At 63.0% G+C, this 16,731-nt stretch carries 17 protein-coding genes; 13 read left to right on the top strand and 4 right to left on the bottom strand.

What is annotated here, in order from left to right; genetic code table 11:
* Positions 1-4: 4 nt before the first annotated feature.
* From WHT83_RS18870 to WHT83_RS18905, 8 genes are all read left to right on the top strand, one after another.
* Positions 5-772, top strand: a complete 768-nt coding sequence (locus WHT83_RS18870) for a formyl transferase (RefSeq protein WP_406872049.1) — start codon at positions 5-7, stop codon at positions 770-772.
* Between the two features lie 135 nt (positions 773-907).
* Complete coding sequence (locus tag WHT83_RS18875) at positions 908-1,210, top strand: virulence factor (RefSeq protein WP_108609854.1); 303 nt, start codon at positions 908-910, stop codon at positions 1,208-1,210.
* Positions 1,203-1,787, top strand: a complete 585-nt coding sequence (locus tag WHT83_RS18880) for a methylenetetrahydrofolate reductase C-terminal domain-containing protein (RefSeq protein ID WP_108607793.1) — start codon at positions 1,203-1,205, stop codon at positions 1,785-1,787. Before WHT83_RS18875 ends, WHT83_RS18880 begins: the two co-directional genes overlap by 8 nt.
* Positions 1,784-2,884, top strand: a complete 1,101-nt coding sequence (locus WHT83_RS18885) for a methylenetetrahydrofolate reductase (protein ID WP_108607792.1) — start codon at positions 1,784-1,786, stop codon at positions 2,882-2,884. Before WHT83_RS18880 ends, WHT83_RS18885 begins: the two co-directional genes overlap by 4 nt.
* 78 nt (positions 2,885-2,962) lie before the next feature.
* Positions 2,963-3,931, top strand: a complete 969-nt coding sequence (locus tag WHT83_RS18890; RefSeq protein WP_108607791.1) for a methyltetrahydrofolate cobalamin methyltransferase — start codon at positions 2,963-2,965, stop codon at positions 3,929-3,931.
* A 174-nt stretch (positions 3,932-4,105) separates the two neighbouring features.
* Complete coding sequence (locus WHT83_RS18895; protein WP_406872050.1) at positions 4,106-6,214, top strand: ASKHA domain-containing protein; 2,109 nt, start codon at positions 4,106-4,108, stop codon at positions 6,212-6,214.
* A gap of 567 nt (positions 6,215-6,781) precedes the next feature.
* Positions 6,782-7,084 carry a hypothetical protein gene (locus tag WHT83_RS18900; RefSeq protein WP_055969212.1) on the top strand — a complete coding sequence of 101 codons (303 nt, stop codon included), beginning with the start codon at positions 6,782-6,784 and terminating at the stop codon, positions 7,082-7,084.
* A 148-nt stretch (positions 7,085-7,232) separates the two neighbouring features.
* Entirely contained in the window at positions 7,233-7,415 is a 183-nt protein-coding gene (locus tag WHT83_RS18905) for a hypothetical protein (protein ID WP_183260585.1), read from the top strand.
* 3 nt (positions 7,416-7,418) lie between these two features.
* Here WHT83_RS18905 and WHT83_RS18910 read toward each other — a convergent pair whose 3' ends face one another.
* Complete coding sequence (locus WHT83_RS18910) at positions 7,419-8,318, bottom strand: LysR substrate-binding domain-containing protein (protein ID WP_318761357.1); 900 nt, start codon at positions 8,316-8,318, stop codon at positions 7,419-7,421.
* A 228-nt stretch (positions 8,319-8,546) separates the two neighbouring features.
* Between WHT83_RS18910 and WHT83_RS18915 the strand changes: the two genes are divergently transcribed.
* From WHT83_RS18915 to WHT83_RS18925, 3 genes are all read left to right on the top strand, one after another.
* A complete protein-coding gene (locus WHT83_RS18915) occupies positions 8,547-8,726 on the top strand; it encodes a hypothetical protein (RefSeq protein ID WP_108607785.1) in 180 nt (59 codons plus the stop codon).
* Between the two features lie 328 nt (positions 8,727-9,054).
* The gene (locus WHT83_RS18920; RefSeq protein ID WP_183260583.1) at positions 9,055-9,195 is read left to right on the top strand and encodes a hypothetical protein; all 141 of its coding nucleotides are present in this window, start codon (positions 9,055-9,057) and stop codon (positions 9,193-9,195) included.
* A 318-nt stretch (positions 9,196-9,513) separates the two neighbouring features.
* Entirely contained in the window at positions 9,514-10,452 is a 939-nt protein-coding gene (locus tag WHT83_RS18925) for a GlxA family transcriptional regulator (protein ID WP_377864515.1), read from the top strand.
* A gap of 7 nt (positions 10,453-10,459) precedes the next feature.
* Here WHT83_RS18925 and WHT83_RS18930 read toward each other — a convergent pair whose 3' ends face one another.
* From WHT83_RS18930 to WHT83_RS18940, 3 genes are all read right to left on the bottom strand, one after another.
* Entirely contained in the window at positions 10,460-10,843 is a 384-nt protein-coding gene (locus WHT83_RS18930) for a beta/gamma crystallin domain-containing protein (RefSeq protein ID WP_406872051.1), read from the bottom strand.
* Between the two features lie 81 nt (positions 10,844-10,924).
* A complete protein-coding gene (locus WHT83_RS18935; RefSeq protein WP_108607784.1) occupies positions 10,925-11,767 on the bottom strand; it encodes a DUF1194 domain-containing protein in 843 nt (280 codons plus the stop codon).
* A 126-nt stretch (positions 11,768-11,893) separates the two neighbouring features.
* Positions 11,894-14,455 (bottom strand): FAD-dependent oxidoreductase, encoded by a 2,562-nt coding sequence (locus WHT83_RS18940; RefSeq protein ID WP_406872052.1) that lies wholly within the window; start codon positions 14,453-14,455, stop codon positions 11,894-11,896.
* A 213-nt stretch (positions 14,456-14,668) separates the two neighbouring features.
* On the opposite strand from WHT83_RS18940, the gene WHT83_RS18945 reads away from it, so the two are divergent.
* Together WHT83_RS18945 and WHT83_RS18950 are read left to right on the top strand one after the other, a co-directional pair.
* A complete protein-coding gene (locus WHT83_RS18945) occupies positions 14,669-15,811 on the top strand; it encodes a GNAT family N-acetyltransferase (RefSeq protein ID WP_406872053.1) in 1,143 nt (380 codons plus the stop codon).
* Complete coding sequence (locus tag WHT83_RS18950) at positions 15,801-16,697, top strand: hypothetical protein (RefSeq protein WP_406872054.1); 897 nt, start codon at positions 15,801-15,803, stop codon at positions 16,695-16,697. Before WHT83_RS18945 ends, WHT83_RS18950 begins: the two co-directional genes overlap by 11 nt.
* Positions 16,698-16,731 lie beyond the last annotated feature (34 nt).

A 16,731-nucleotide genomic window follows, 5' to 3' on the forward strand; every position in this document is an offset into this window, starting at 1 on the left:
TTGAATGGGTCGCGGGCCTATCGTCTTCGTCACCGAAGGCGGCGAACATATCTGGGCTATCATCAACAGTTTGACCGACCGCCTCGGGCCATTCACCGTCGTTCTCGAAACGCCCTACTCGAAGCGTGAACTGCTGATCCGCCGGGCCAGGAAGCTCGGCTGGTTCTCCGTCATCGGCCAATTGGGCACCATGGTCCTGATCCGCATCGGAAAAAGGCTCCTCAACGGCAGCATCGAACGCATCATTGCCGAAGAGAAACTCGAAACCAGGCCGCGCGCCGGCCAGGAAATCGTATCGGTTTCATCTGCCGACGGCGCCGAACTGGTCGAGACGGCACGCCGGCTCGAGCCGGCGGTGGTGTTCCTCGCCGGCTGCAGGCTGCTTTCGGCAAGCACCCTCGCAGGCATCCCCTGCCCGGTGGTCAATTACCATTCCGGCATAAACCCGAAATATCGCGGCATGAATGGCGGATACTGGGCGCTTGCCACGGGCGATCGCGAGAATTTCGGCTCGACCGTGCATCTGGTCGATGCCGGGGTCGACACCGGTGCAGTGCTCTACCAGTCCCGGGGGACACCTGGAAAAGGCGACACCATCGCCAGCTACGCCATGCGCCAGGCCGCGTTCTCCCGCAACATTTGCGCCAAGGCCATCGAAGATGCCTTGAGCGGAACTCTTGCGCCGATCGACACCGGCCTGCCCTCCAGGCAATGGTACCACCCGACCGTCTGGGGCTACCTTTGGACCGGCATCCGCCGCGGCGTCTGGTAGCGCCAAAGCAACTATCCCACCTGTATCTATTACGGCACGACGCCGCGTCGCTTTTGAATGCGCGCGCGTCGTCCCATAACAAGCAGCACCCCCGTGGTTGCGGCAAAGCTCAACGTCACTGAAAGCGAGATCGAAATGGCCGACCTGATCATCGTCTACTGGCGCGACATCCCTGCCCAGGTCATCGTCAAGAAGGGCCGGCAGAACGCCAAGCGCGAATTGCCGCTGCGGTTCACCGAAGCGATCGACATGTGCGCCATGCGCACGGGTGCCGGCGACACCGACGCTTATCTGGCAGAGTGGCGCAAGGCCGATCCGGTTCCGGTCAGCGACGACCTCGAAGCGGAAGCCGACAAGGCGATGGCCGAGATCGATGCGAATTTCACACGCGAGCGGCTGGTCGCTCTCGTCAAGGCAGGCGGCAAGGACGATGGTTGATACCCAGCCGACAGTAACCCAGGCGACTTTGGTCAAGAAGGCCGCGCCCAAGAGCGATTACAAGCCGGCCGATGTGTCGCCGCAGCGCCGCGTCCAGCGCAGCTACACGATAAGGCTTTGGTCGATCCGCCATTCGCGCCTGCTCGAATGGTTCTACAGCCGCTTCGCCGACATGTTCCTGTTGCTCCACCCGTTGTGGAAGAAGATCGGCTATGGCCGCGTCGAGGCTCCGATCAAGTTTGTCGAGAAGCGGGTCAAAGGCCTGATGTTCGACTGCCGCATGTGCGGCCAGTGCGTGCTGTCGTCGACCGGCATGTCGTGCCCGATGAACTGCCCCAAGCAACTGCGCAACGGCCCTTGTGGCGGTGTGCGCGCCAACGGCAATTGCGAGGTCGAGCCCGACATGCCCTGCGTCTGGGTCAAGGCCTGGGAAGGTTCGCGCAACATGGTCAAGGGCGACGCCATCCTCAACGTCCAGAAACCGGTCGACCAGTCGCTGCGCGAAACCTCGGCCTGGCTCCGGGTTACGGCGCAAGCGGCAGCCACGCGTGAAACCGCCAGCAAGGAAGTCGCATGAACCCGCCGCGCCCGCGCCAGCCCGACGAGCACCCCGACGGCATCGACCTGCCGCTTGATCGCCTGCCCGGCCATTCGTCGCGCGGCCGCCTGGAGCGCGTGCTGCGCCGGGGCGAGTTCGCCGTCACCACCGAGTTGAACCCGCCCGACAGCGCCGACCCCGAAGACGTCTACAACCGTGCCAGGATTTTTGACGGCTGGGTCGACGGCATCAATGCGGTAGACGCGTCGGGTGCCAACTGCCACATGTCGTCCGTCGGCATCTGCGCCCTGCTGACCCGCATGGGTTACGCACCGATCATGCAGATCGCCTGCCGCGACAAGAACCGCATTGCCATCCAGGGCGACGTGCTGGGCGCGGCCGCCATGGGCGTCGCCAACATCCTCTGCCTCACCGGCGACGGCGTGCAGGCCGGCGACCAGCCCGGCGCAAAGCCCGTATTCGACCTCGACTCGATGTCGTTGCTCGAAACCGTCCGCATCATGCGCGACAACGGCAAGTTCCTGTCGGGCCGCAAGCTGACGACCCCGCCGCAGCTGTTCCTCGGCGCGGCAGTGAACCCCTTCGCCCCGCCCTATGACTTCAGGCCCGTTCACCTCGGCAAGAAGATCGCCGCGGGCGCGCAATTCGTGCAGAGCCAATATTGCTTCGACGTGCCGATGTTCCGCACCTTCATGCAGCAGGTGCGCGATCGCGGCTACGACGAAAAATGCTTCATCCTGGTCGGCGTGGGCCCGCTTGCTTCGGCCAAGACCGCCAAGTGGATTCGATCAAACGTGCCGGGCATCCATATCCCGGACTCGATCATCGCTCGCCTGGAAGGTGCCCAGGACCAGAAGAAGGAAGGCAAGCAGATCTGCATCGACATCATCAACGAGGTGAAGGAGATCGCCGGCGTGTCGGGCATCCATGTGATGGCCTACAGGCAGGAAGAGTACGTTGCCGAGATCGTGGATGAATCGGGTGTGCTGAAGGGCCGCCGGCCGTGGAAACGCGAAGCCCGCGCCGATGACCAACTGGTCGCTGACCGACTTGAGCACCTCCTGCATGACGACGTTACCGAATCGCAGGTCGACATGGTGAAGACCGCACACTGACTGCCAGGCGCGACCGACGCGCTTGAACGAAAACAGACAACGATATAAAGAAATCTTTATATCCCACGGAGAGGATTCATGACCCGCACCATCGTCGCCTCGGCGACCCGCGAAATCGTCATCGGTTTCGACCAGCCCTTCTGCGTGATCGGCGAACGCATCAACCCGACCGGCCGCAAGAAGCTGGCCGCCGAGATGATCGCCGGCAATTTCGAGACCGTCATCAGGGACGCGCTGGAGCAGGCTGCCTGCGGCGCGACCATGCTCGACATCAACGCCGGTGTCACGTCGGTCAACCCGAACGAGACCGAACCGGGCCTGCTGGTGCAGACGTTGGAGATCGTTCAGAACCTCGTCGACCTGCCGCTGGCGATCGACAGCTCGGTTTCGGCAGCCATCGAAGCGGCGCTCAAGGTCGCCAAGGGCCGCCCGCTGGTCAACTCCGTCACCGGCGAGGAAGAAAAGCTTGAGGCGATCCTGCCGCTGGTCAAGAAATACAACGTGCCCGTCGTTGCCATCTCCAACGACGAGACCGGCATTTCGATGGATCCGGATGTCCGCTTCGCGGTCGCCAAGAAGATCGTCGAGCGTTGCGCCGACTTTGGCATCCCCGCCCATGATGTCGTCGTCGACCCGCTGGTCATGCCGATCGGCGCGCTCGGCGATGCCGGCCGCCAGGTCTTTGCGCTGCTCCGCCGCCTGCGTGAGGAGCTCAAGGTCAACACCACCTGCGGCCTGTCCAACATCTCGTTCGGCCTGCCGCACCGCCATGGCATCAACGCCGCGTTCATTCCGATGGTCATCGGCGCCGGCATGACTTCGGCGATCATGAACCCGGTGCGCCCGCAGGAAATGGAAGCGGTCCGCGGCGCCAATGTGCTCAACGGCACCGACGAGCACTGCACCAACTGGATCAAGACCTACAAGGACTACAAGCCGGCCGAAGGCGGACACGCGGTGGCCGCACCGGTTGCGGTCAATGCGCCAGGCGACGCCGCCGGTGGCCGCCGCCGCGGCGGCCGTGAAGCCCGGATGGCCAGGGGGTAACCAGCCGATCGTGAACAGGAACGCCGCACTTGATCCTGGTCGCGCTCCCGCTGCAGGGGAGCCACAGGCCGCGGCGTCTCGGAATTTGTCTTCTCCCCGGCTGCGGGGAGAAGATGCCGGCTTGCGGATCGCGGACAGCTCGATCGCCTGGCCGGTGCAGATTGGAGCATTGCCATGAACTCGCCCGCCAACATCACCGATCCGCTGGTGCTCTTCATGCCATCGGGCAAGCGCGGACGGTTTCCGGTGGGAACGCCCATCCTGGATGCCGCACGCCAGCTCGGCGTCTATGTCGAGAGCGTGTGCGGCGGACGCGCCACCTGCGGACGCTGCCAGATCGAGGTCCAGGAAGGCAACTTCGCCAAGCACAAGATCGTCTCGTCCAACGACCACATCTCGCCAAAGGGTCCGAAGGAAGAGCGCTACGAGCGCGTGCGCGGCCTGCCCGAGGGGCGCCGGCTGTCCTGCTCGGCCATGATCGTCGGCGACCTCGTCATCGACGTGCCGCAGGATACGGTCATCAACGCCCAGGTGGTGCGCAAGGCGGCCACCGACCGCGTCATCGAGCGCAATGCCGCCGTCCAGCTCTGCTATGTCGAGTTGGAAGAGCCCGACATGCACAAGCCGCTAGGCGACCTCGACCGCCTCAAGCTGGCGCTCGAAAAGGATTGGGGCTGGAAAGACCTGCTGGTTGCGCCCCACCTCATCCCCCAGGTCCAGAAGATCCTGCGCACCAAGCTGCCCGACCAGCCGGAAGTCACTCAAGGCAAATGGGGCGTGACTGCCGTGGTTCACCGCGACATGGATTCGTCGCGGCCTTTCATCATCGGCCTTTTCCCCGGCCTCAAGAACGAGGCCTACGGCATCGCCTGCGATATCGGCTCGACCACCATCGCCATGCACCTGGTGTCGCTGCTGTCAGGCCGCATTGCCGCTTCGTCGGGCACATCGAACCCGCAGATCCGCTTCGGCGAGGATCTGATGAGCCGCGTCTCCTACGTGATGATGAACCCGGATGGCCGCGAGGCCATGACCAAGGCCGTGCGCGAGGCGGTCAATTCGCTGATCGGCAAGGTCTGCGAAGAGGGCCAGGCCAACCGCGAGGACATCTTCGACTGCGTCTTCGTAGCCAACCCGATCATGCACCACCTGTTCCTCGGCATCGACCCGACCGAACTCGGCCAGGCGCCGTTCGCGCTCGCCGTCTCGGGCGCGCTGCAGTTCTGGGCGCATGAGATCGACATCGAGGTCAATCGCGGCGCACGCCTTTACACCTTGCCCTGCATCGCCGGCCATGTCGGCGCCGACGCCGCCGGCGCGACACTCGCCGAAGGACCCTACCGCCAGGACAAGATGATGCTGCTGGTCGATGTCGGCACCAATGCCGAGATCATCCTTGGCAACAGGAACCGGGTCGTTGCCGCATCCTCGCCTACCGGCCCGGCATTCGAAGGCGCCGAAATCTCGTCCGGCCAGCGCGCGGCACCCGGCGCCATCGAGCGCGTGCGCATCGATCCCGAGACGCTGGAACCGAAATACCGCGTCATCGGCACCGACAAGTGGTCCGACGAAGAGGGCTTCGAGGAAGAGTCGTGGACCACCGGCGTCACCGGCATCTGCGGCTCGGCCATCATCGAGGTCGTGGCCGAGATGTACCTGTCCGGTATCATCTCCGAGGACGGCGTCGTCGACGGTACGCTCGCAGCCAAAAGCCCGCGCATCATCCCGAACGGCCGAACCTTCTCCTACCTGCTGCGCGAAGGCCGCCAGGGCGAACCGCGCATCACCGTGACGCAGAACGATATCCGCGCCATTCAATTGGCCAAGGCAGCACTTTATGCCGGCGTGAAGCTGCTGATGGAAAAGCAGGGCATCAAGACCGTAGACACGATCCGTTTCGCCGGCGCCTTCGGCTCCTTCATCGATCCGAAATATGCCATGGTGCTTGGACTGATCCCCGACTGCGTCCTCGACGAGGTCAAGGCAGTCGGCAACGCCGCTGGCACCGGCGCCTTGATGGCGCTGCTCAACCGCGACCATCGCCGCGAGATCGAAAAGGAGGTCGGCCAGATCGAGAAGATCGAGACCGCCCTCGAACCGCATTTCCAGCAGTTGTTCATCAACGCCATGGCCCTGCCCAACAAGGTCGATCCGTTCCCGCGGCTCGCCGAGCAGGTCAAGCTGCCGCCGCGCAAAGCTGCCGGTGCGGAAGGCGAGGCCGCGGACGCCTCTCCGCGGCGCCGTTCTCGCGAGGAACGCGCGGCTCGCCGGGCCCGCGACTAAGCGAACTGTCATTGCAGTTGCCAGCGGCTTCGGCGGGGATTTGATGCCTCGCCGAAGCGCTTTTATGTTAGCATGCCTGTATCGGGCATGTTTCCATTGCGCAACCATTCCGGCACAATCTTGCGTTGAAACGAAATCGACTCGAAACAAATACGAACTAGTTTCCGCTCGTCAATTGCCGCCTGCGGACGTCCCTGCATCGGCACTCACGATGAAAAGGAGACACCTATGTCGATAATTGGTTCGATAAGCCGCTACGGAGCCGACATCCGAAGGGCGCGGCGGGAAGCAAGGTCGCTGCGCCGGCTGAACAGCCTGCCGCCTGAGATCCAGAAGGACATCGGCTGGCCGGCAGGGAGCGATGAGCAGATCAGGGCGCTCCATTCGGCCTTCTTGGCGCGACGTTGAGCCTGTCCGGCATTCTGTTTCAAAATCCTCCCATCCTGAAACAGAAATGCGTCTACGCGATATCAAAGTGAAACAGAAGCGAACATAGACTTCTGCCCGGTCGGAGGCGTATCAAGTCTCGCGTAGCGCCGCCGACCCGTAGTTTCCAGGAGACGCTCCATGTCCATCATCGGTGAGTTCCATCAATTTGGCGCCGTGCTCAGGCATGCCCGTCGCGACGGGCGCGTTGAAAAGATGATGAACGGCCTGCCGCGCGAATTGCAGGTCGAACTCGGCTGGATCGAGGGGCCCTCTCGCCATGGCACGGGCACCGCAGGCCAGCTCCACAAATATGGTCGCGTGGCACTGCTGATGAACAAGCTGCCGCTCGACATCCAGATCGAGCTTGGCTGGCCGGTCGGCCCGCTGGCTTCGATGTCGAACGTGATCGCCTTCGACGGGCGGAAAGCACGTTGCGCGTGACCTTCGCCGAAAAGGTCCACCTGCTGGCCTTCCGCAGTCGCAGCGCCGGCCGGCCTGCCGCGGCCGACCGGCGCTTGCAATGGGCGCTCATGGCGACGCGTCGCACTGGCTGATCCTCAGAACACCAGGCAAATCGACGGACAGGCACATGCCTCTTTTCGACGACCTCGGCCGCCTCGGTGCCCGCTACAAGCAGGCGCGCAGCGAGCGCAGGACCGCACGCATCATGAATGCGCTGCCACCCGAGATCCAGCGCGACCTCGACTGGAACCCACCGCCGTCAACGATGGCGAAGGTTTATCGCTGGGCCGTGGTATCGGTCAGGCGCTGAACTTCAAAACTTGCCGGTAAGATTGAAGGTTTCGAATGCCGCGCGGATGTGGTCGGCGGCAGCCTTCACCGGCGCGCTGGCTTCCGGCGCCACGATCATCGCCAGGCTGTAGTTGCCGATCTCCGGCATGCCGTCCTTGGGGCCGAGTTCGACGAGTTCTTCACCAAGGAAGGATTTCGGCAGCGGCGCAACCGCAAGGTCTGAAAGGATCGCCGCGCGCTGGCCTGCAGTATGCGCGCTCATGTAGGCGACACGATAGTTGCGTCCCTCGCGACCCAGCGCCTCCAGCGCCCCTGCCCGCCAGGCACAGCCCTCTTCCCACAGCGACACCGGCAACGGCTCGCGCATATGCGCGCAACCGCCCTTGGTGCCGGCCCACACGATCGGCTCGGTCAGCAACACTTCGGCGCCGGAAGCATTGGCCTTGCAGGCGTTGGTGAGCAGCGTGATGTCGAGTGCGCGGTCGTCCATGCGCCGGCGCAGATTGCTGCTCTGGTCGATGATGACGTCGACGGCGATCGCAGGATGCGTCTGCGCGAAGCGCTTGAGCACGAATGGCAGCACGCGCTCGCCGAAATCGTCTGGCGAACCCAGCCGCACCACGCCGACGATGTCGGGGATGATGAACTTCGACACCGCCTCGCGATTGATCGCCAGCATGCGACGGGCATAGCCGAGCAGCATCTCGCCATCGGTCGTCAGCGCCACCGAACGGGCATCGCGGAGGAACACCGAGCGGCCGAGAATGTCCTCAAGCTTCTTGATCTGCATCGAAACGGCCGACGGCGTGCGGAACACCGCATTGGCGGCCGTCGTGAAGCTGCCGGTTTCGGCGATCGCCACGAAGGTGCGCAGCACATCAAGGTCGAGCAGTGGCAGAGGATGATTGAGTGGTGCGTTCATGACCGACGTCCTTCAATATTTCTGATCGAAAACATCATTTCATTTCGTTTGATTGAACCTCATGTTCGAGCGATAGTCAACTCCATCGAGGCATGGGACATGAGCCCAGCTTCGAGATTGCCCGGAAGAAGAAGCGCAAGTGTGCGCGAGACGGTCAAAAGCAGCGGTGCCCACCGGGCGAGCACCTAAAGCCGGCCTTGAACCGGCCCAAGAGGAAAGGTTACCGCAATGTCCATTCTTTCATCGATCGGTCGTATCGCCAGCGAATTCAACGCAGCCCGCGCCCGCTACCACACCGCACGGTCGGTCCGCTCTCTTCCGCTCGAATTGCAGAAGGACATCGGCTGGCCCGAGGCCTTCGATTCCGAAACCGGCTATCGTCGGGGCAACAGCGGCCAGGTGCACTGAGCGCGACTGAAGTGGGCCTGCCGCACCAGGATCGGCAGGTCCGATAGCGCAGCCGCTTTCCGACCAGCCATGCAATCGCTGCACACCAAATGCGACCTGTATGCATGGCCACCAACCAATGACCCAAGTCACGGTAAAGATTGAGTATTTTCCGACGGTTGACGCCTGAGTTCGAACCCTTCGGAAACGATGTCGCTTTTGTCGCTCGCCGCTTCGCTTTTGCAGCATACCGGGCCCAGTCCAAGCCCTATATGCGCATCATCAAACGAGCTGCCCCACTCCAGAGCGCGAAGGCACCCCGTGTAACCTCGATGCATGGAGACGTGTCATGAAGATTTTCGCCCGCCTGTTCGGCATCAGCCGCAACGCAACGCTTTCGACCGCGATCGAGCGCCAGCGCCTTGCAAAGACCATGCCCGGCCAGACCGGAGCCTTGGCCGCCAATCGCCTTGGCATGCTCGTCGGCTGAATTCGAACCGATCCGCTCCCTCCCGCGGATCGAGACCTGACCGCCCTCCGGCCAAAGTCCGGAGCGGCGGTTTTTTCGTAGCTTGTCGCCTCACAAGCGCCACACTGCCGAAAATCAGTCGACGCGGGGTATGCATGTCGCAGATTTAATTTTAGCGACAGCCCCAACCCCATTGACAGCAAAGGAATTTGCTGTTGTCGCTATGCTATTCGCGACATCAGGTTCGCGCCGTTTCCGGTCAGCGTGAGGGTTCCTTTGAACGCCATCAGACATCCGATCAAACGATCGCTTGTGTTCTTTCTCGTACCCGATTTCACCATGGTTGCCTTTGCAACCGCCCTCGACCCGCTACGCATCGCCAATCGCATGCTCGGCTACGAAGCCTACAAATGGCGGCTTGCCAGCATCGACGGCAAGGCGGTGCGCGCTTCCAACAGCGTCGAATGCGCCGTCGACACCTCGCTCGAAGAGGAACGCAAGAAGATGGCCGGGCCCGAGCGCCCCTCGATGGTCATCGTCTGCACCGGCATCAATGTCGAGACCTACACCAACAAGTCGGTCTTCGCCTGGCTGCGCGAGGAATACAATCGCGGCGTCGCCGTCGGCGGCCTGTGCACCGGGGCCTATGTCCTGGCCAATGCCGGCCTGCTCTCCAACAAGCGCTGCGCCATCCATTGGGAAAACCTGCCCGGTTTCTCCGAGGCATTCCCCAAGGCCAATGTCTATGCCGACCTCTTCGAGGTCGACCAGAACATCTACACCTGCGCCGGCGGCACCGCCGCGCTCGACATGATGCTGAAGCTGATCGGCGACGACTTCGACGACAATCTCGTCAACCGCATCTGCGAACAGGTGCTGACCGACCGCGTGCGCAGCCCCACCGACCGCCAGCGCCTGCCGCTGCGTGCGCGCCTCGGCGTGCAGAACTCCAAGGTGCTGACCATCATCGAACTGATGGAGGCGAACCTGTCGGAGCCGCTGTCGCTGATCGAGATCGCCGACCATGTCGGCCTGTCGCGCCGGCAGATCGAACGCCTGTTCCGGACAGAGATGGGCAGATCCCCTGCCCGCTACTATCTCGAGATCAGGCTCGACCGTGCCCGGCACCTGTTGATCCAGTCATCGATGCCGGTGGTCGAGGTCGCAGTCGCCTGCGGCTTCGTCTCGGCCTCGCATTTCTCCAAATGCTACCGCGAGCTCTATGCCCGCTCGCCGCAGCAGGAGCGCCTCGACCGCAAGCAACTGATCGCGGCGTGAGCGGAGCCTACTGGTCGTCGTAACCGCCGTCCTGGTAGTCGTCGTAGCCTTGGTCGTCGCAGATGCACTCGGCCGACGATATCTGGTCGTTCCAGCCGCCGACCGAACGCACATTGCGGAAAAACTCCTGCGATGCGCCGCGCATCCGGGTGTGCTGGTAGACGACGAGCGAACAGCCCGGGGCAACACGCACCGAGGACACCCTGTCGTTCCAGAATTGGCCGTTGCGGAAACTGACGGACTGCCCTGACGCCATTGGCAGGACGCGCCCGCGAAACGAGACGTGCTCGTACATCTCGCAGGCCGTTTCGTCCTCATAGTCTTGAGCGCTGGCGGTGCCCACCATCAACACCGAGGCGATGGCTGCAATTGCTGCTTGGCGTTTCACCATTCGAGTATCCTCCCAAACGTCCGTGGTTCAGGGGACGTTCCGCCCCTCAACCTTGACGCTTGTGTGGCGACACTCGAGATTCTAGCGGCTGTCCCACAGCCAGGAGCGGTCGCGCCAGAGCTTCTCGCCGACCAGGCAATCGTATCTCGGCCGCGCCTGGGCAAGCACGACGGGCGGGTATGCAGCCTCTTCGGCGGCCCATTGCGGCGAAGCCGGCCCGGCCAGTTCCATCACCAGCTTGCGCCGTATCGCTTCGGGGAACTGCGACCATTCGTTGACCGGGATCATGAAAGCGCCCGGCCCGCCAATGACGCAATCGGCGTAGTAGCGATCGAGATCCTCGACGTCATAGGCATTGCCGAAGCCGCCATTGGTCATCAGCGGCAGCCCGTTGATGGTGATCCCCTGGGCCACCACCCCGTCACGAATGAGGTCGACCGGCGGCCCCTGGTTGTTCGGCCCGTCGCCCGAGATGTCGATCACCCGCTTCATGCCGCGAAAGGCGCTTTCGGCGAAAAGATCGCTGCCGAATTCGAGCGCGCTGGATATCGAGGTCCGGCGTGCGCTGTTGGGTGGCTTGGCCGTGAGCTGGCGTATGACGCGCTCGGCATCGGCGCGATTGGCAATGACCGTCCACGGCACGATGACGATCTGGGAGGTCGATCCTGCCCATTCGACATAGGTGACGGCGATCTTGCCATGGGCACCCTCGGCGATGGCCTGAAGTACGCGTTCATGCGTCAGGGCGGCGGCATAGCCGTGGCGCTGGATCTCGAGTTCGTCGGGCGACATCGACAGCGAAACGTCGACGGCAAGCACCAGTTCGACATCGACCTGTTCGACTGCAAGGGATTGGGATGCAAGGCCAAGCATCAGCGCCACTGCGGCACCGCCTGCGAGAAGAGCTTTGGCCACAGCAGACATTCTTTGAGGGTAAGCGATAATCCTCCACTTCAAAAGAAAAGCCCGGCAAGAATGCCGGGCTTTTCATTCACATTGTTGCGAAGTGCTGTTCAAACGAGGCCTGCCACCGGCCCAACAAGCCAGTGTTCAGCTCCGCGGCTTGAGGTTCTCCGGGTCATAGAGCGGCTTGTAGCCGACGCCCGCGACCTCGACGGGATAGGTCTCGCCGAAATATTCGACATTCAGCCTGCGGCCTTCCTGGGCATAAGCGTGCGGCAGGTAGGCCAGCGCGATGTTCCTACCGATGGTCGGGCCAAAGGCGATGGAGGTCGTGTAGGAACGGCGGCCGAGTTCATCGACCAGCACCTCGCCAGTTGCCGGGTCCATGACCGGCAGCGTGCCGACCGGATAGCGCTTCACGCCGTTCCTGTCGGTGTTTTCGGTCATCACGAGCGTACAGAGTATGGCCGGCTGGTGGTCGCGCGCCTTGTATTCCAGATGCTTGGCCTTGCCGCGGAAGTCGGCGTCCTTGACCTTCGGACGGGCAAGATCGGCCTCGATGAGATTGTACTGGGTCAGCAGATCCGCATTCTGCAGGCGCAGGCTCTTTTCCATGCGGCGCGAATTGGCATAGGTCTCGACGCCGAAGGCCATCACGCCGGTCGCACGCAGCGCATCCCAGACGGCAAGACCGTCCTCGTACTTCATGTGCAGTTCCCAGCCCTGCTCGCCGACATACGAGATGCGGAAGGCGGTGACCGGCTTGCCGGCGATCTCGATCTGCCTGATCGCCGCAAAGGCGAAGTTTTCCTGGTCGAGCCCAGCGGGATCAGCCACCACCTTCTTCAGCGTCTCGCGGGCATTCGGACCCCAGATGCCGATGGTGATGAACTTCTCCGAAACGTCGGTGATGCTAACGTCGAGACCGCGGTCCTCGGCGACGCGCTTCATGTAGTGGAAGTCGCGCGGACCGGCATCGGCGCCGTTCACGAGGCGGCAGCGGTCGGCCATGCGGAAGACGGTGAAGTCGGCGCGCACCATGCCCTCGTCGTCGAGGAAGTGGGTGTAGACGCCCTTGCCGATATTGCCGTCACCACCGATCTTGGCCGCGCAGAGCCATTCCAGCAGTTCGACATGATCAGGACCCTCGATATCCACCATATGGAAATGCGAGAGGTTGACGATGCCGCAATCCTCGCTCATCGCCAGGTGCTCGGCGTTGGAGACACGCCAGAAGTGGCGGCTGTCCCATTCGTTCTCGCGCACCGGCACGCGGTTGCCGTATTTCTCCAGAAGGTGCTCGTTGGCCTTGTAGCCGTGCGCACGCTCCCAACCGCCCAGCTCCATGAAGTGGCCGCCGAGCTCGACCTCGCGCTCGTAGAAAGGCGAACGCTTGACGTTGCGGCCGGTGCCGTAGGGCTCGCGGGTGTGCACGGCCGGGAAGTAGATCTTCTGGGCGGCTTCGAAGGTGCGTCCTTCGATGAACTTCTCTTCCATCTGGTGCGGGTAGAAGCGCGCATAGTCGATCGAATTGTGGTCGATCTCGGTGCGGCCGTCGGTCATCCAGTCGGCGATCAGCTTGCCGTAGCCGGGACCGTCCTTCACCCAGATGGCGACACAGTACCAGAGGCCGCGTACCTTTTGGCTCTCGCCGCAGGAGGCGCCGCCGGCTGCCGACACCTGAAGCAGGCCGTTGAAGGAATGGCTTTCATTGTAGCCGATCTCGCCGAGGATCGGCGTCAGCTCCATGGCGCGCTCCAGCGGCGCCATGATCTGCTCCATGTCGAGGTCGCGCTGCGACGGCGAAAGGCGCGCCTCGTGCTTTTCGAGGATTTCGCGCGGATGGCAGAGGCGAGGATTGGTGGTCTCGTAATAGCCCCACTCGATCTGGCCGCCTTCGGTGGTCTTTGGGTCGCCGGTGTCGCGCATGTAGGCGGAGTTGCCCTGGTCGCGCAGCAGCGGGAAACCGATTTCCTTGCCCGTCCCCTCGAACTCGTTGTACGGGCCGAAGAAGGTGAGCGGATGGTCGACCGGCATGACCGGCAGGTCTTCGCCGACCATTTCGGCGATCAGTCGGCCCCAGATGCCGGCGCAGACGACGACATGGTCGGCCATGATCGTGCCACGATGGGTGACGACGCCCTTGATGCGACCCTTCTCGACGATCAGCGAGGTGGCTGGCGTGTTGCCGAAGACCTGGAGCTTGCCGGATTTTTCGGCAGCATCGACAAGCTTGCCGGCGACGGTCTGCGAGCGCGGAATGACGAGGCCGGCGTCGGGATCGAACATGCCGCCCATCACCTGATCTTCCTCGATCAGCGGGAACATCGCCTTGATCTCGGAGGGCGAGACATGGTGCGCGCGCGTGCCGAACGCCTTGGCGGAGGAAAGCTTGCGCTTGATCTCTTCCATCCAGGTGTCGTCGCCGGTGCGGGCGACTTCGAGCCCGCCGATGCGGGCGTAGTGGCCCATCTTCTCGTAGAAATCGATCGAGTATTGCGTCGTCCAGACCGAGAGAAAATCGTGGCTGGTGGTGTAGCAGAAGTCCGAGGCATGCGCCGTCGAGCCGATGTCGGTGGGCACGCCGGACTTGTCGATGCCGACGATGTCGTCCCAGCCACGCTCGATCAGGTGATGGGCAATGGATGCGCCCACGATACCGCCAAGCCCGATGATGACGACCTTCGCATGTTTCGGAAACTCTGCCATTGCCCTCGACTCCGAGATGATATTTTTGCCGGCAGACTATAGGGCGGTTCCGGCCGATTGCAGCCTGTTTGCGACATTGCCAAAGAGCCGCGCGACTTCGCGAAAATTGACTAGGACTTCGCCACTCGATGGCAAGTCGCGCGGCTACGTTAACTGCGCTTTGTCGTTTGTTTGCTAACAACCGCCTGAAGTCAGGGGGAGAGGCTTGCCATCGTGCAGGGCTTCAATGTCGCGCATTCTCAGAAGTCGCTACCGGCGCCGGCCATTTCGCTGGAACCGCATTTCGACTTTTTGTCTGACGACTATGCCCGGCTTTACGCCGCCTCCGACGCCACGGCCTTCCAGCACCCGCTCTGGCTCGACAGTTTCTACCGTCGCCTGGCCGAGCATCGTGGCGCCGAGAAGATTGTCATCACTGGCCGCGACACCGCAACCCACCGGCTCGTATTCGTCCTGCCGATGATCCGGCGGCGGCATACCGGTGTCACGTTGCTCGAAAGCTGCGATCTCGGCGTCAGCGACTATGCCGCCCCGGTGGTCACGCCAGCCCTGCTTAGCGACTCCAAGCTTGCATTGGCCATCCGCGCCACGCTGCCCGCCTACGACATCCTGCGCATCCGCCCCGTACGGGCCGAACACGTCGCGGTCTGGCAAGCGCTCTTGGGCGGAGAAGCGCGCAAGCTGGATTTTTCGGCACATGCCGCCGTGTTGCAGGGAGACTTTGCGGCCTGGCGCGAAACCGCGCTCGACGGCAGCTTCCGCCGCATGCTCGACCGCAAGAAAAAGCGCTTCCTCAAGCAGCAAGGCGCGGGCGTCAGACTGCTGTCCGAGTCGGCCGAAATCCGCACCGGCATCGCTCACCTTGCCAGACTAAGGGCGGGCCGCTTCGACGGCGACCTGATCCAGGCCACCGAAGTCGAGCGTTTCTACACCGAGGTCGCCGTCAACGGTGCCGCGACGGGATTTGCCCGCACCTACGAAATCGCCATCGGTGACGAAAAGATCGGCTACGCCTTCGGCATCGCGGCCGCCGGCCGCTTCAATTACCTGCTGATCGGCTGCGACTACGGCGTCCACGGTCGCCACTCCCCGGGACTGATCCTGTATGACCGGATGATCGAAGACTGGATCGCAAACGACGGGAAGATATACGACTTCACCATAGGAGACGAACCGTTCAAGAAGCAGTTCGGCACGGTCGAGACACCCCTCTGGATGGTAAGCGAGAACGCGACCTGGCGCGGCAGGCTTGGTGCAGCCGCCTTCGCGGCGCGCGAACAGTTGCGCAGGCTGCGCAACAAGGCCGACGAGCCTGGGAACTCGTCCGGCAAATTGGGGGCGAATGATGCGGACTAGACCGGAATTTCTCGAGAACTCGGTCATCGTCGGGGCGCACCCGGATGATGAACTGTTGTGGTTCAACTCGATCCTGCGCGACGCCGACGAGGTCATCATCGTCTATCGCGAATTCTGGGCGCAGCCGGGGCTTGGACAGGCCCGGACAGCGGCGCTCGCCGAATATCCGCGTGACAAGGTCTCCTGCCTGGATGTCAGCGAATCCGGCGCCTATGGCTGCGCCAACTGGGCCGATCCGGTGCTGACCGATTTCGGCATTGGCTTCAGTATCGAGGCGAACCGGCGGGCGATGACGCGGCTGGCGCGCAAATCGATGGCCGCCTTGCCGACGGTGAAGCTCCAGCGCGTCGCCGCGGCAAGTGTCGCCGCGACCTACGAGGCGAATTTCCAGATCATCTGCGACCGCCTCGAACAGCGCCTGCGGCCCGACATGAATGTGTTTACCCACAATCCGTGGGGCGAATACGGCCATGAGGAGCATATCCAGGTCTTCCGCGCGCTGAGCTTGTTGCGCGACAAGATCGGCTTCCGGCTGTGGATGTCCAACTACTGCACCGAGCGCGCTCTGCCGCTGGCGATGCGCCATTTCTCGACCGCGCCGGGCAGCTACATCAGGCTGCCTACGGACAAGGCATTTGCCGACGAGGTCGCCAACCTCTACCGCAAGCACGATTGCTGGACCTGGGCCGACGATTGGGCCTGGTTCGAAGAGGAATGCTTCATGGAAGCACCGCGTGAGGCTGGCGGAGCAGGCGCCCACCGGCACCTCTTCCCGCTCAACTTTTTCACCATCGATGCCACGCGGTCGAAGAACTGGCTGCCCATCGCCCTGACGATGTCGGCGGCATCGGCGGCACTCGCCGCAACGCTTGCGGACGCCATCTGATCCTTTCGGGAAATCTGCGCTCAGGACGTGCCGG

Origin of the sequence: Aminobacter sp. P9b, assembly GCF_045345995.1 — a bacterium.
Classification (GTDB): domain Bacteria; phylum Pseudomonadota; class Alphaproteobacteria; order Rhizobiales; family Rhizobiaceae; genus Aminobacter; species Aminobacter niigataensis.

Bases quoted from the DNA above. Each gene is read 5' to 3' on its own strand.
- WHT83_RS18870 (WP_406872049.1), top strand. From the start codon at position 5: ATGGGTCGCGGGCCTATCGTCTTCGTCACCGAAGGCGGCGAACATATC.
- WHT83_RS18875 (WP_108609854.1), top strand. From the start codon at position 908: ATGGCCGACCTGATCATCGTCTACTGGCGCGACATCCCTGCCCAGGTC.
- WHT83_RS18880 (WP_108607793.1), top strand. From the start codon at position 1,203: ATGGTTGATACCCAGCCGACAGTAACCCAGGCGACTTTGGTCAAGAAG.
- WHT83_RS18885 (WP_108607792.1), top strand. From the start codon at position 1,784: ATGAACCCGCCGCGCCCGCGCCAGCCCGACGAGCACCCCGACGGCATC.
- WHT83_RS18890 (WP_108607791.1), top strand. From the start codon at position 2,963: ATGACCCGCACCATCGTCGCCTCGGCGACCCGCGAAATCGTCATCGGT.
- WHT83_RS18895 (WP_406872050.1), top strand. From the start codon at position 4,106: ATGAACTCGCCCGCCAACATCACCGATCCGCTGGTGCTCTTCATGCCA.
- WHT83_RS18900 (WP_055969212.1), top strand. From the start codon at position 6,782: ATGTCCATCATCGGTGAGTTCCATCAATTTGGCGCCGTGCTCAGGCAT.
- WHT83_RS18905 (WP_183260585.1), top strand. From the start codon at position 7,233: ATGCCTCTTTTCGACGACCTCGGCCGCCTCGGTGCCCGCTACAAGCAG.
- WHT83_RS18910 (WP_318761357.1), bottom strand. From the start codon at position 8,318: ATGAACGCACCACTCAATCATCCTCTGCCACTGCTCGACCTTGATGTG.
- WHT83_RS18915 (WP_108607785.1), top strand. From the start codon at position 8,547: ATGTCCATTCTTTCATCGATCGGTCGTATCGCCAGCGAATTCAACGCA.
- WHT83_RS18920 (WP_183260583.1), top strand. From the start codon at position 9,055: ATGAAGATTTTCGCCCGCCTGTTCGGCATCAGCCGCAACGCAACGCTT.
- WHT83_RS18925 (WP_377864515.1), top strand. From the start codon at position 9,514: ATGGTTGCCTTTGCAACCGCCCTCGACCCGCTACGCATCGCCAATCGC.
- WHT83_RS18930 (WP_406872051.1), bottom strand. From the start codon at position 10,843: ATGGTGAAACGCCAAGCAGCAATTGCAGCCATCGCCTCGGTGTTGATG.
- WHT83_RS18935 (WP_108607784.1), bottom strand. From the start codon at position 11,767: ATGTCTGCTGTGGCCAAAGCTCTTCTCGCAGGCGGTGCCGCAGTGGCG.
- WHT83_RS18940 (WP_406872052.1), bottom strand. From the start codon at position 14,455: ATGGCAGAGTTTCCGAAACATGCGAAGGTCGTCATCATCGGGCTTGGC.
- WHT83_RS18950 (WP_406872054.1), top strand. From the start codon at position 15,801: ATGCGGACTAGACCGGAATTTCTCGAGAACTCGGTCATCGTCGGGGCG.